This is a genomic window from Flavobacteriales bacterium, assembly GCA_016699575.1.
Lineage (GTDB): Bacteria > Bacteroidota > Bacteroidia > Flavobacteriales_F > PHOS-HE28 > PHOS-HE28.
In genome coordinates, this window is record CP064979.1 from 3,851,731 (window position 1) to 3,863,899 (window position 12,169).

Below are 12,169 nucleotides of genomic sequence, written 5' to 3' on the forward strand. Positions count from 1 at the left end.
ATCGGAAGGCCCCTCCGCCGCAGGTGCAGCAGGAGGGGCCTTCGCTTTTGAAGCCCTGAGGGAGCAAGTTCAGGGCTTCGTTCCTACCGCATTGCTCCGCAGAACACTGAACTGCCGGCCTTGTGCTTGCCAGGCCAGCACGAAGAGACCAGCGGGCAGAACTTCCAGTTGTTCTGCGGTTGGCGGTTGTTCATAGCGGGCTAACATGCGCCCGGCCGGGTCGAAGACGGTTACCGGACCGCTCGGGGTTGGTGTTGGCGCGGGCGGAACCACAGCCATCGATATGTCCTGTTCGAGCACCAGGTCGATGATCTCCGATTGGTCCAGGCCGCGGTCCCAGATCCGCACATCGCCCAGTACGCCTTCGAAAGGGACCACACCCGGGCCAATGTCCAAGTGGCCCATCGCTGCCAGTGCTTGCGGGTGGAAGCCCAGGGCCCCGGACTTGGGGGTGCTTGCGGCCAACGCGCCGTTCACATAAAGGTCCATGGCGGAACCATCGTAAGTGATGGTAACGTGGTAGAACGCGCCGGGGAAAATGGTGTTGGGAGGAGTTTGGATGGTGGTGGTGCTCACGGTCTGCAACCGGAACTGGAGCCGTGTGTGCAACGTGGTGCCGATGCTCCAAACGAAATCGCCGAAAAGCGGGTCATAGGCTTTCGCAGCGAACAACTGCTCTTGCATGGTGGATGATCCCGGTCTTATCCAGCACGCCAGGCTGAAGCCCGTGCCCGTGGTGATGTCCAGCGGCCCAAGATCCACGCGGTCATCCGTTCCGTCGAATTCCAACCCGTTGCCGAGGTAGCCATCGCCAATGGCCCATACAGGGCCGTTCACCAGGGTGCCGTGTGCCCCACCGTTCAGGTCCGGTGCGGTGGTGCCGTTGGTCTCGTCCAGCGGCCAGAAATGAACGGGAGCTTGGGCCGGAAGTCCGGATCCCAACAGGAACGGTATCGCAACGAGGGAAGTGCGGCAGAGCTTTTCCATGGCGTGCGTGTTTGACCACCGCAACGCCAAGGCCCACAAGGGGTTCAGGAATGTAGATGAACAGCCAGCGGCCACCCACCGGCGCTGGCCCCCCTTCGACCCGGATTTGTCAAGCCAGCCGGGCAGAGGCGCTGCCTGCCCATCTTCACGGCCCCTTTCGGCCAACATGCGCGTTGCGGACAACCACGTGAGCAGCCTGCTCGAACTCTATCGGCAGGAATTGGCACCGCTGCACGGCGAGCGCGAGGCGTTGGCCATGGCCTCCTGTGTGTTCCAAGAGCGTTTGGGCTGGCGCAACGGGGACTTACAGCAACGAAAGAACGAGCAGCTCAGCGAGAGCGAACTTCTGAAGGTGTACATGCCCCTGAAGCGACTGCGGTCCGGCGAGCCGCTGCAGTACGTGCTCGGCACGGTGCGCTTCCACGGTTTGGATCTGCTCTGCGACAAGCGTGCGCTCATACCACGGCCTGAAACGGAGGAACTGGTCGAGGCCATCATCCATGAACAGGCTGTTGCGCCGCATCGCATCATCGACATTGGAACAGGCTCAGGTTGCATTGCCCTTGCAATGAAGAAGGCGTTCCGGGATGCAGAAGTCCTTGGGCTCGACGCCAGCGAAGAAGCACTTGCGTTGGCGAGGGAGAACGGTGCTCGTACTGCGCTGGAAGTGCATTGGAATTGCGCGGATATGCTCGACAGGTCGCAATGGCCGACGCCCGGTGCCTTCGACCTGGTCATCAGCAATCCACCTTATGTGCCGAGCGCTGATGCTGGAAGCATGGCGCCTTCCGTGGTTGACCACGAACCGCATTCGGCGCTCTTCGTTCCCGACAACGATCCGCTGCTCTTCTACCGGACCATTGCCGAGTTCGGTCTGCAGGCGCTGCGAGGCCAAGGTCAGCTATGGTTCGAAGTGCACCATGAGCGGGGCAAGGAACTCCCCGCATTGCTCGGAACGCTAGGCTACCGATCGGCCCAGGCCATGGCGGACATGAGCGGCAACACCCGGTTCGTGCATGCGGTCCGCTAGTGCCATCGCTGTGCAGGTGCTCCTGTTGGCCGCATTGGTGCCAGTGACCTGTCTCGCACAGGATAGCACGCGCACCAAGGTGAAGGCCGCTTTCCGTCCGCTGTTCCAGTTCGATTCGCGCTACACGTTCATCAACGGCCGCAGTGTGCAGTTCTTCGGCATGCGGCTGGGCGCGCAGAAGGGAAACGACATCCTCGCGATCGGTTTCTACGGCATCGGTGATCCACTGCGGCGCGATAGTGTGCGGCTCGAAGGCGTGGGTGTGCGCAACACGTTGGCGGAGTTGAACTACGCGGGCTTCACTTACCAGCACATTTTCGTCGATACGCGCTGGTGGCAGGTGAGCACACCTATGATGATCGGTCTGGGCACGGCCAGTACGCGCTACCTGAACGCGGACGGAACCACCGTGCCGTGGAGCAAGAACGAAGTGGTATCGCTTGAACCGATGGTGAAGGTGGACTTCAAGTTCTTCAGCTGGCTGTACCTCGACACCGGTGCGGGCTATCGGCTGCTATTGAGCCGAGATGACCGCATCCAGCGCACCTACAGCGCTTGGACGTACGATATTGGCATCATGGTGCGCCTCGGCCAATTGGTGCGCAGCGCACGCGATACCATCAAGGAAAAACGCAAGCAACGGGAATGACGAAGGAGGAAGCACGCCAACGCATCAGCGACCTGTCGCGCGAACTGGAGGAGCACAACCACCGGTATTATGTGCTCCACGCGCCGAGCATCAGTGATCAGCAGTTCGACTTCAAGCTGAAGGAACTGGAGGTCCTGGAACAGGAACATCCTGAGTATGCTTCGCCGAACAGCCCCACCCAGCGCGTGGGCGGCGACATCACCAAGGACTTTGCGCAGGTGAAGCATGAGTACCCGATGTTGTCGCTGGGCAACAGCTACAGTCAGGAGGAAGTGGTGGCCTTCGTGGAGCGCGTGAAGAAGGAAGTGGGACCCACCACCTTTGCCATGGAGCTGAAGTACGACGGCGTGGCCATCAGCCTCACCTACGAGAACGGCGAGCTGGTACGCGGCGTCACCCGCGGCGACGGGGAGAAGGGTGAGGACATCACCGCCAACGTGCGCACGGTGCGCAGCATTCCCTTGAAGTTGAAAGCCGGTGATTGGCCCCAGCGCTTCGAGATGCGCGGTGAGATCTTCTTCACCACGAAGCAATTCGAGAAGCTCAATGCGGAACGTGCTGCGGCTGGCGATGAACTTTACGCCAACCCCCGGAACACGGCGGCCGGCACGCTCAAGAACCAAGACCCCAAGCTGGTGGCGAAGCGCGGCTTGGATTGTTTCCTGTACGCCATGTACGGCGAGCAACTGCCCACGCGCAGCCATAGCGCCAACTTGCGCAAGGCCAATGAATGGGGCTTCAAGACGCCCGATCCAGCGCGCGGTTTCATCTCAACCGCCGACGATGCCGAGGGCATCATGCGGTTCATCGAGCGCTGGGATACCGAACGCCACCGCATCGAACTGGCCACGGACGGGATCGTCATCAAGGTGGATGATCTGAACGTGCAGGTGGAACTGGGTTTCACCGCCAAGAGCCCGCGCTGGGCCATTGCCTACAAGTTCCAAGCGGAGCAGGCCATCACCCGGTTGAACGGCGTGAGCTACCAAGTGGGCCGCACCGGTGCCGTGACACCCGTGGCCGAGTTGGAGCCGGTACTGCTTGCGGGCACCACGGTGAAACGAGCGAGCCTCCACAACGCCGATCAGATCGCCAAGCTCGGTCTGCGCCTCGGCGATTTCGTGAAGGTGGAAAAGGGTGGCGAGATCATTCCGAAGATCGTGGGCGTGGATGAGGAACGACGTGGAGACCGGGAAGTGGTGTTCCCGGAGACGTGCCCTGAATGTGCAACCCCGCTCGCGCGGGAGGATGGAGAAGCTCAGCACTACTGTCCCAACGAACACCACTGTCCGCCGCAGATCACCGGACGCATCGAGCACTTCGTGGGCCGGAAGATGATGGCGATCGATGGGCTGGGTGGTGAAACCGTGGCGGAGCTTCACGCCGCCGGGCTCATCAAGGATGTCGCTGATCTGTACTCGCTCACCAAGGACCAATTGCTCGGCCTGGGAAAGGGCTGGGGCGAAAAAAGCGCCGAACAAGTGGTGGCGGGCATTGAAGCCAGCAAGGCCATCCCATACGAACAGGTGCTGTTCGCCATCGGTATCCGGCATGTGGGCGAAACGGTGGCCAAGAAGCTCGCGCGGAGCTTGGGCAGCATGGAAGCTTTGATGATGGCCACCAAAGAGCAGTTGATGGGTGTCGGGGAAGTAGGGGAGGTGATCGCCGATAGCGTCATCGGCTTCTTCGCGGTGCCCGGCAACCGGGAAGTGGTGGAACGCCTGCGGGCCGCCGGTTTGCGCATGGTGGCGGAGGCCTCCGCCGCGCCCACAAGCGACAAGCTCAAGGGCCTCACCATCGTGGTCTCCGGTGTTTTCCGCAATTTCAGCCGCGACGGCATCAAGGAAGCCATCGAGATGAACGGGGGGAAAGTGGGCGGCAGCATCAGCACGAAGACCAGCTACGTGGTGGCCGGTGCCGATATGGGGCCCGCGAAGCGCGCCAAGGCCGATGAACTCGGCGTGCCCGTCATCGATGAGGACGCCTTTGCCGCCATGATCGCATGAAGATCCTCGAACGGTTGAAGGAATGGCTCGGGCGGCGCAAGCTGTTCCAGGAGACCATGCCCGACCGCAAGCCGGTGGTGCGCAACCTGGCCGAGGCTACCAAGGTGGGTATCGTGTACCTGGTCGAGGACGAGCAAATGCACAACCACGTCCGCAACTATGTAAAGAAGATCAAGGAGGAGCTGGGCATCGTGAAGGTGATGGCCTTGGGCTACTACGACAACAAAGTGCTGCCGCACTGGCTCAGCAGCCGCCTCAACTTCGATCAGTTCACGCAGAAGGACCTCAACTGGTACCGCATCCCCGGCGGCAATACGGTGCAGAACTTCATTGCCGAGGAGTACGAAGTCCTCATTGATCTCACCTTGGAGGACCGCCTGCCCACGCAGTACATCATGGCGCGCAGCCGTGCCCGCTTCAAAGTGGGCCGCCTCAGCGACCACAACAAGCGCTTCCTGGACATGATGATCGACATGGCCGGCAGCCGCAGCCTTCCGCAGCTGATCGCGCAGGTGGACCGCTACCTATTGATGGTCAACGCCAAACACCAACCCTCACTCAATTGAACCTGCACGAGAAATTCCGTGGCCTCGGGGTCGCGCTCATCACGCCTTTCCGCAGCAACGGTGCCATCGACTACGCCGCATTGGAGCGGGTGGTTGAACACCAGATCACCGGCGGCATCGACTATCTGGTGGTGATGGGCACAACCGGCGAGAGCGTTACGCTGAACGCCGAGGAGAAGAAACAGTTGCTGGCGCAGGTCATCGAGTTCGCTCACCACCGCGTGCCCATCGTGCTGGGCGTGGGCGGCAACAACACCGCCGAGGTGGTGCACGCGCTCGAGAGCTACGACCTCAGCGGCGTGGATGGCATCCTCAGTGTGAGCCCCTATTACAACAAGCCCACGCAAGAGGGCATCTACCAGCACTACCGCGCGCTGGCCCAAGCAAGCCTGTTGCCCATCATCCTTTACAACGTGCCCGGCCGCACGGCCAGCAACATGAGCGCCGAGGTGACCCTGCGGCTCGCTCGCGACTTCAAGAACATTGTTGGGATCAAGGAGGCCAGCGGCAACCTCGACCAGATCAGCACCATCCTCAAACATGCACCCAAGGATTTCCTGGTCATCAGCGGCGACGATAGTCTCACGTTGCCCATCCTTGCGCTCGGCGGTCACGGCGTTATCAGCGTGGTGGGGAACGCGCTACCCAAGGAATTCAGCGCACTGGTCACCGCAGGGCTTTCCGGTGATCTGGCCACCGGACGTCGCGAGCACTTCAAACTGCTGGAGTTCATGTCGGCCATCTTCGCGGAGGGCAATCCGGGAGGCATCAAGGAAGCGCTCTCCATCCTGGGCATTTGCGACAAGCACCTTCGCCTTCCGTTGGTGAACGTCGGAGAGGCCACAGCCAAGCGGATCTACCAGTGCATGGCCGATGCGGAGTTGGTGAAGTTGTAACCGTGATCCACCGAGACGTGGTGGGAATATCGCCACGTCGTGGCGATTTTCCGCCATTTGCCAACAGCTTACCACTCCCACAAGCTCTGCACGGGAAGCATGTGCATGTCGTTGCCCATGGTGGTGGCTTCCGTGCCGTTGTGCAGCACGATGCCTCGTACCCACTTCTCACCAGCGGCTTCCTTCAGGTCGTGCAATCCGCCCAGGTCGTGGTGGTTCACGGCGGCGCTGGCCTTCACCTCAATGCCCACAACGCGGCCTTTGCTGTCCTCCAGCACCACGTCCACTTCTTTGTTCTTCTCCGTGCGGTAGTGGTGCAGGTCCACCACGGTCCTGCTCCAGCCACTGATCTTGCGAAGCTCGTTCACTACGAACGATTCCAGCAGGTGCCCGAACCGGTTGCTCTTGTGCAGTTGATCGGGACCATCGATGCCGCACAGATGGCAGGCAAAGCCCGTGTCCTCCAAGTGCACTTTGGGTGTCTTCATCAGTCGGCTGATGCGGTGCGTGCGCCATGCAGGCAACGGGGTGCTGAGGAAAGTCGCTTCGAGCAGATCGGTGTAGCGGCGCAGGGTGCTGTGAGGAACGTGCAGCGTACGCGACACATCGGCGAGGTTCAGCAGACCACTACTGCGTTCGGCCAGCGCGCTCAGCACCTTGGGCAGTTCGGTGAGCCCGGAGATGTTGCTGATGTCCCTGACATCGCGTTGCAGGATGGTGGTGATGTAGGCCCGGTACCACGCCGAGCGCCGTGCCCTGTCCTTGCGCCCCAGCACTTCGGGGTAGCCACCGGATGAAACCAGTGCAGCGAGTTGGGCTCTGCTCAATGGCTTCGTGGACGTGGGCTTTGGCAACCGCGCTTGGAAAATCTTGTCGATGAAGCTGCTCCGTCGCCCGCGCAGTTCGTCCATGGCGAACGGGTGCATGGTTATGATCTCCATGCGGCCCGCGAGCGAGTCGGCCATCTTGGGCAGTACCAGAACGTTGGCGCTGCCGGTGAGCAGGAAGCGGCCGGGTTTGCGGTCCTTGTCAACGGATGCCTTGATGGCGCGGAACAGGTTGGGCGCGTTCTGCACTTCATCGATAACCGCAAATCGGCCCAGGCCCGCAATGAACCCGGGTGGGTCGTTCAGTGCGAAGTCAAGTGTGGTATGATCGTCCAGCGATATGAAAGCCCCTTTCTGTTTGCGGGCAATGTCCTGTACCATCGTGGTCTTGCCCGTTTGACGAGCGCCGTTCACCAGTACCACAGGCGTATCGGCGAGTGCGATATCAACCGCATGGCGGATATTTCGCTGCTTCATGGTGCGAATATCGCCATGACATGGCGATATTCCACCAATCCGGGCCCTGAACACCAGACGTTTCGACCCTGCGGGATCCGTGCATAGCTTGCGCCTCGCATCTCCATGGACTTCCTCACCCTCGACTTCGAGACCGCCAACCGCCACCCGGACAGTCCGTGCCAATTGGGCATCACCGTGGTGAGGGGTGGGGCCATTGCGGAAACACTGGTCTGGCTCATCAAGCCGCATTGCTTCCCCCACTTCGACTACTGGAACATCAAGGTGCACGGCATCCGGCCGGAGCATGTGGCGAAAAGCCCCGACTTCCGCGGACTATGGAACGAGGTGAAGCCCTTGCTGCACGATCAGCTGGTGTTCGCCCACAATGCGGCCTTCGACATGGGCGTGCTGCGCAGCACGTTGGAGCGCTACGGCATGGAACCGCCGAACATGCGCTACGCGTGCAGCGTGCGGTTGGCGCGCAAGGCTTGGCCGGGGCTGCGGAGCTACGGATTGGGGAACCTGTGCAACCTGCACGGCATCACCTTCAAGCACCACGATGCGGGTGCCGATGCGGAAGCCACGGCCAAGTTGATCCTGCGTGCCCTGGAGGATCCCCGTGTGCAAAGCGGTCAGCTCTCGTTCTCGATGGACGAATTCGTGCGCCGCCTGAAGGTCGGCATCAAGGAATTCGCTCCGGCACCGGCGCGTACATTTTCTTGATCAGCACCAACGGGCCGGGGCACATGGTGCTGTGGCACGTGGCACAGCTCTGCACCAAGGTGTTGTACGCTTGGGTCCGATCGGCAGGAGCGGCCGCGTAAAGCCCGTCCAACTTCTTACGGTAGTCCGCAGCGAACACATTGTACGTCTGGCGGTCCATGAGGCTATCCGTTGACGCGGCCGTCAGGAATTCGTCGATCTGCGGGTAACGTGGTAGACCTTCGCCGCGTTTCAGGTTCGCACGCACGCTATCGGCATGTGCTGTGATGTGCCGCATGAGCTTGGCCAGCGGACTTTTCTCCTTCAATTGTTGGCCGCCGGGTTCCGCGACCGATGCACGAGAGGAGCCATCCATGCAGGCCATGAGCACGGGCACGCTGGCGATGGCCAGAACGATCAACCATTTGCGCATGCCGCAATGTAGTCCCATCGGCCGATCCGTCAGGTGCGCCTTTCCGGCCCGGTGGTTGACGAACTTGGGGGCCGCATGACCTACCAAGAGGAACGATCCATCGTCTTCCGTCGCGCACTCCTTGCCTTGGCTGTGCCAGCCGTGCTGCTGGTCTTCATGTGGTCGGTCTTCTGGTTGGATACCTACTTCAGCTGGGATGCCGCCCGGTCCGGTCTTCTGCCGCGCACGCTGCATGGGGCCATTGGCATATTCACGGCCCCACTACTGCACGGCAGCCTGGAGCACCTGGTCGGCAACTCAATCCCCATGCTCTTCCTGGGGTGGTGCCTGTTTTTCTTCTATCCACGTTCGGCGTGGTGGGCGCTGGCTGGAACGTGGTTGTTCACGGGATCGCTGGTGTGGGCAAGCGCAAGGCCCGACATCCATATTGGGGCCAGCGGTGTGGTGTACGCACTAGCCGCCTTCATCTTTCTCAGTGGGGTGCTACGGCGGTTGCGTCCGCTCCTTGCACTCTCCTTGCTCATGGTTTTCCTCTATGGAGGCATGGTGTGGGGCGTGCTGCCCATCGAGGAGCGCGTGAGCTGGGAGAGCCACCTCTGGGGCGGCATCACGGGGTTTGCCCTGGCTTGGTGGCTGCGTGATCAACCATCCGCGGTGCCACCGCCGCCGATGTACTTCGCAGATGAGGTGGACGATGATGTGCCAGTGCCCGCAGCAGAGCACGACGACGAACAGGATGCTGAACGCGCCCGTTGGATGCGCGAAATGCAGGAACGTGCCCGGCGCAACACCACGCTCGGCAACGACGACATCACCATCAATTATCCGCCGCTGTGAACGAAGAAGCCCCGGCCTTCAGCCAGGGCTTCAACATGTTGCAAGCGCGACGACTAGTTCGAAACCAGCTTGGCCAATTCAGTGGCCCCGTTCAGCAGGGTGAGCGTATTGCCATCGAGCTTGAACCCCGTGGTGCTGCTCAGGGCGCTCTTGAACTTCATTTCAACCTCGTTGGTGTCCTGACAGAACTTCTTCGTGCTGCCCAGGCCCGGGAAGCTCAGGCTTGAACCCTCCAGCTTCATGCTGCCCATGAGGCTGTTGCATCCGCCGAAGCCGCTCAAGGCACCATCGGGCTCGGCCTTTACCCAGGGCTGCTGACCTTCGGCCAGCTTCACGGCTTCACCGGCCAGGCTCTGCAGGTTCCATTGTTTCCCGGCGAGGTCGGCGGCTGTTGCAGCCGCATCGCCGGTCTTGCATGTGTTAGCGCTCATCACCGTGAAAATGACAGCCGCTAGTGTGATCCTTTTCATTGGGTCGCTTTTCGAACGAGTTGGCCGATCGCGTGCCGATCAGTTGTTCAGCATCACAGGCATCACCAACATGAGCACATCCTCGCCGTGTTCTGCGGGGTCGCCCGGAAGCAGGATACCGGCACGGTTGGGGGCGCTCATCTCCAGCACCACGTTCTCGCTCTCCATGTTGCTCAGCATGTCCGTGAGGAAGCGGCTGTTGAAACCGATGGTGATGCTCTCGCCTTCGTAGTTGCAGGTCAGGCGCTCGTTGGCCTCATTGGCGAAGTCGAGGTCCTCGGCGCTGATGGCCATCTCACTGCCGTTGATCCCCAAGCGCACTTGGTGGGTGGTCTTGTTGCTGAAGATGCTCACACGACGGATGCTACTGAGGAAGGTGCCCCGGTCGATCGTGAGCTTGTTCGGGTTCGCTTTGGGGATGACGGCCTCGTAGTTGGGGTACTTGCCATCGATGAGGCGGCACACCAGCACGATGTTGTCGTAGCTGAAGCTGGCGTTGTTCTCGTTGAAGCGCACGGTCACTTCGGCGTTGGTGCCGGAGAGCGAGTTCTTCAGCAGGTTCAGCGGCTTCTTGGGCACGATGAAGCTGGCGTTCTTGTCCGCTTTCACGTCCGTGCGGCTGTAGCGCACCAGCTTGTGGGCATCGGTGGCCACGAAGCGAACGCCGTCTTCGGTGAGCTCGAAAAAGATGCCGCTCATCACCGGGCGCAGATCGTCGTTGCCGGTGGCGAAAATGGTCTTGTTGATGGCGGTGGCCAGCGTGCCGGCGGGCAGCACGAAGGTGCTCGGGTTCTCCAGCTTCGGGCTCTTGGGGAACTCGGCGCCACTGAAGCCGGTCATCTTGTACTTGCCTTGGTCGCTGTTGATCTCGATGCCGTGGTTCTTGGCGTCGATGCTGAAGGTGAGCGGCTGCTCAGGGAAAGCCTTCAGGGTGTCGAGCAGTAGACGGGCGGGAATGGCCACATTGCCTTTGTCCTTGGCCTCGATGGCCATGGTGGCCGTGATGGTCGTTTCCAGGTCGCTGGCGGTGAGCGTGAGCTGCTTGCCGTCGATCTCGAAGAGGAAGTTATCGAGGATGGGAAGGGTGTTGCTGCTGGCAAGCACGCCCTGGAGCATTTGCAGTTGCTTGAGCAGGGCCGTGCTGGATACGATGAACTTCATTGAAGTAGGGGTTCCGTTTTTCGGGAGGGCGAAGTTAGACCTTGCCCATGGCGGGTTTTCCGCAGTTATCAACACGGACGCGGGTTTGTCAACGATCCGGACGGCATACCTGACCTGCGGCGGTTACCGCGCTCGAAGGTCGCCCAACCCAAGCGTGATGCGGTCGAAAAGATGCCGCTGCACGGCCACCAGCACAGTGTCGCCGACCAAAGCATGCATGCGGTTCACGTCGTACTTCAAGTCGGTGCCTTGTTCGTCCACCCCGAAGGCCTGTGGTTGCATGTACCAGAAGCTGTTCTTGGTGGTGCGTCCGTTCTTGTCCGTGATGGAGATGACGGATTGCGCCGAGCTTGCCAGCACGGAGTCCCGCACGGCCGACGGTGTTTGCCGGTCGATGTACTCGTAGTTGATGCGTTTGAACTGCAGCAAGAAGTCTTTCACGGCGAGACTGTCCATGGGCACCGTTGTCCCTGCCCCGTCAAGGAGTTCGAGCGTGTTCCCGCCCGCGTAGTTCACGGTGAAGGAGGAAGCGGGCTCCATCGGGTGTTCGACTTTCACTTGGGTGATCACATCCAGATCAGGGTACATGAACACCTCACTGCTGCGCCATTCATCCAGGTCGGCGTGGAAGCGGCTGGTGAGGTGCCCTGCGAAGCCGCTCATGCCCATGATGTAGGGCACACTGCTGCGGCCTTTTCCGGGGAGTTCGAGGAGCATGTAGGTACCGGTGTGTTCCTGGGTAGGATGGCCTACGTACCAGATCTTGGACGGCGTAGAGGCCCCGTTCTCGTAGATCTCCACTTTGCGCGCATTGCCTGCCATGGCCTTCAGCACATTGGCTTCGGCGCTCTTAGGTACTGGCGACTTCACTTCAACCCGCAGCAGCGTCTTCAGCAACAGGTCCAAGTGGTGCTTCTTCGCGCGGAAACTGCCGTCCACGGTCCATCCACCATCCTCGGCACGGCGCAGGTCCGCCGAACGGCCGTTGTGTTCGGCAATGAAGATGCGGGTGACACGGGCTGTGTCCTGCACGTTGAAGTCAGTGAGCGGTCCGGCGAGCGTGCCCTGGCCGCGTTCCATCGCCAGCCACCAAATGAGTACGCCGAGTGCGACCAGAACGACGAGTAGGATGACGTTGCGTTTCAT

13 protein-coding genes are annotated in these 12,169 nt (G+C 61.0%); 7 read left to right on the plus strand and 6 right to left on the minus strand.

Annotated elements, in window-relative coordinates:
- Window positions 1-69: 69 nt before the first annotated feature.
- Window positions 70-987 carry a LamG domain-containing protein gene (locus IPJ76_16065; protein ID QQR86098.1) on the minus strand — a complete coding sequence of 306 codons (918 nt, stop codon included), beginning with the start codon at window positions 985-987 and terminating at the stop codon, window positions 70-72.
- A 166-nt stretch (window positions 988-1,153) separates the two neighbouring features.
- Here IPJ76_16065 and prmC point away from each other — a divergent pair, with 166 nt between their 5' ends.
- Genes prmC through IPJ76_16090 form a run of 5 tightly spaced genes read left to right on the plus strand, consistent with a single transcriptional unit; the run spans window position 1,154 to window position 6,134 of the window.
- Entirely contained in the window at window positions 1,154-2,017 is an 864-nt protein-coding gene (gene prmC, locus IPJ76_16070) for a peptide chain release factor N(5)-glutamine methyltransferase (GenBank protein QQR86099.1), read from the plus strand.
- On the plus strand, window positions 2,004-2,666 hold the full coding sequence (locus IPJ76_16075; GenBank protein ID QQR86100.1) for a hypothetical protein: 663 nt from the start codon (window positions 2,004-2,006) through the stop codon (window positions 2,664-2,666). The genes prmC and IPJ76_16075 overlap by 14 nt, the downstream gene beginning before the upstream one ends.
- Window positions 2,663-4,672 (plus strand): NAD-dependent DNA ligase LigA, encoded by a 2,010-nt coding sequence (gene ligA, locus IPJ76_16080; GenBank protein ID QQR86101.1) that lies wholly within the window; start codon window positions 2,663-2,665, stop codon window positions 4,670-4,672. Before IPJ76_16075 ends, ligA begins: the two co-directional genes overlap by 4 nt.
- Window positions 4,669-5,238, plus strand: a complete 570-nt coding sequence (locus IPJ76_16085; GenBank protein ID QQR86102.1) for a hypothetical protein — start codon at window positions 4,669-4,671, stop codon at window positions 5,236-5,238. Before ligA ends, IPJ76_16085 begins: the two co-directional genes overlap by 4 nt.
- Window positions 5,239-5,240: 2 nt before the next feature.
- Window positions 5,241-6,134, plus strand: coding sequence for a 4-hydroxy-tetrahydrodipicolinate synthase (locus IPJ76_16090; GenBank protein QQR88485.1), 894 nt, complete (start codon window positions 5,241-5,243; stop codon window positions 6,132-6,134).
- 68 nt (window positions 6,135-6,202) lie between these two features.
- Here IPJ76_16090 and IPJ76_16095 read toward each other — a convergent pair whose 3' ends face one another.
- On the minus strand, window positions 6,203-7,438 hold the full coding sequence (locus IPJ76_16095) for an ATP-binding protein (GenBank protein QQR86103.1): 1,236 nt from the start codon (window positions 7,436-7,438) through the stop codon (window positions 6,203-6,205).
- 105 nt (window positions 7,439-7,543) lie between these two features.
- Between IPJ76_16095 and IPJ76_16100 the strand changes: the two genes are divergently transcribed.
- Window positions 7,544-8,143 carry a 3'-5' exonuclease gene (locus IPJ76_16100; protein QQR86104.1) on the plus strand — a complete coding sequence of 200 codons (600 nt, stop codon included), beginning with the start codon at window positions 7,544-7,546 and terminating at the stop codon, window positions 8,141-8,143.
- Here the strand turns inward: IPJ76_16100 and IPJ76_16105 are convergent.
- Window positions 8,103-8,555 carry a hypothetical protein gene (locus tag IPJ76_16105; protein ID QQR86105.1) on the minus strand — a complete coding sequence of 151 codons (453 nt, stop codon included), beginning with the start codon at window positions 8,553-8,555 and terminating at the stop codon, window positions 8,103-8,105. The two genes, IPJ76_16100 and IPJ76_16105, sit on opposite strands and share 41 nt — an antisense overlap.
- A gap of 75 nt (window positions 8,556-8,630) precedes the next feature.
- On the opposite strand from IPJ76_16105, the gene IPJ76_16110 reads away from it, so the two are divergent.
- A complete protein-coding gene (locus IPJ76_16110) occupies window positions 8,631-9,392 on the plus strand; it encodes a rhomboid family intramembrane serine protease (GenBank protein ID QQR86106.1) in 762 nt (253 codons plus the stop codon).
- Window positions 9,393-9,445: 53 nt separating this feature from the next.
- Here IPJ76_16110 and IPJ76_16115 read toward each other — a convergent pair whose 3' ends face one another.
- The 3 genes from IPJ76_16115 to IPJ76_16125 form a co-directional block, all read right to left on the minus strand.
- Window positions 9,446-9,862, minus strand: coding sequence for an META domain-containing protein (locus IPJ76_16115; protein ID QQR86107.1), 417 nt, complete (start codon window positions 9,860-9,862; stop codon window positions 9,446-9,448).
- A 39-nt stretch (window positions 9,863-9,901) separates the two neighbouring features.
- Window positions 9,902-11,023, minus strand: a complete 1,122-nt coding sequence (dnaN, locus tag IPJ76_16120) for a DNA polymerase III subunit beta (GenBank protein QQR86108.1) — start codon at window positions 11,021-11,023, stop codon at window positions 9,902-9,904.
- Between the two features lie 123 nt (window positions 11,024-11,146).
- A complete protein-coding gene (locus tag IPJ76_16125; GenBank protein ID QQR86109.1) occupies window positions 11,147-12,169 on the minus strand; it encodes a hypothetical protein in 1,023 nt (340 codons plus the stop codon).

Coding starts and splice junctions, on each gene's coding strand:
- IPJ76_16115 (QQR86107.1), bottom strand. CDS start 9,862: ATGAAAAGGATCACACTAGCGGCTGTCATTTTCACGGTGATGAGCGCT.
- IPJ76_16065 (QQR86098.1), bottom strand. CDS start 987: ATGGAAAAGCTCTGCCGCACTTCCCTCGTTGCGATACCGTTCCTGTTG.
- prmC (QQR86099.1), top strand. CDS start 1,154: ATGCGCGTTGCGGACAACCACGTGAGCAGCCTGCTCGAACTCTATCGG.
- IPJ76_16105 (QQR86105.1), bottom strand. CDS start 8,555: ATGCGCAAATGGTTGATCGTTCTGGCCATCGCCAGCGTGCCCGTGCTC.
- IPJ76_16085 (QQR86102.1), top strand. CDS start 4,669: ATGAAGATCCTCGAACGGTTGAAGGAATGGCTCGGGCGGCGCAAGCTG.
- IPJ76_16075 (QQR86100.1), top strand. CDS start 2,004: ATGCGGTCCGCTAGTGCCATCGCTGTGCAGGTGCTCCTGTTGGCCGCA.
- dnaN (QQR86108.1), bottom strand. CDS start 11,023: ATGAAGTTCATCGTATCCAGCACGGCCCTGCTCAAGCAACTGCAAATG.
- ligA (QQR86101.1), top strand. CDS start 2,663: ATGACGAAGGAGGAAGCACGCCAACGCATCAGCGACCTGTCGCGCGAA.
- IPJ76_16100 (QQR86104.1), top strand. CDS start 7,544: ATGGACTTCCTCACCCTCGACTTCGAGACCGCCAACCGCCACCCGGAC.
- IPJ76_16125 (QQR86109.1), bottom strand. CDS start 12,169: ATGAAACGCAACGTCATCCTACTCGTCGTTCTGGTCGCACTCGGCGTA.
- IPJ76_16095 (QQR86103.1), bottom strand. CDS start 7,438: ATGAAGCAGCGAAATATCCGCCATGCGGTTGATATCGCACTCGCCGAT.
- IPJ76_16110 (QQR86106.1), top strand. CDS start 8,631: ATGACCTACCAAGAGGAACGATCCATCGTCTTCCGTCGCGCACTCCTT.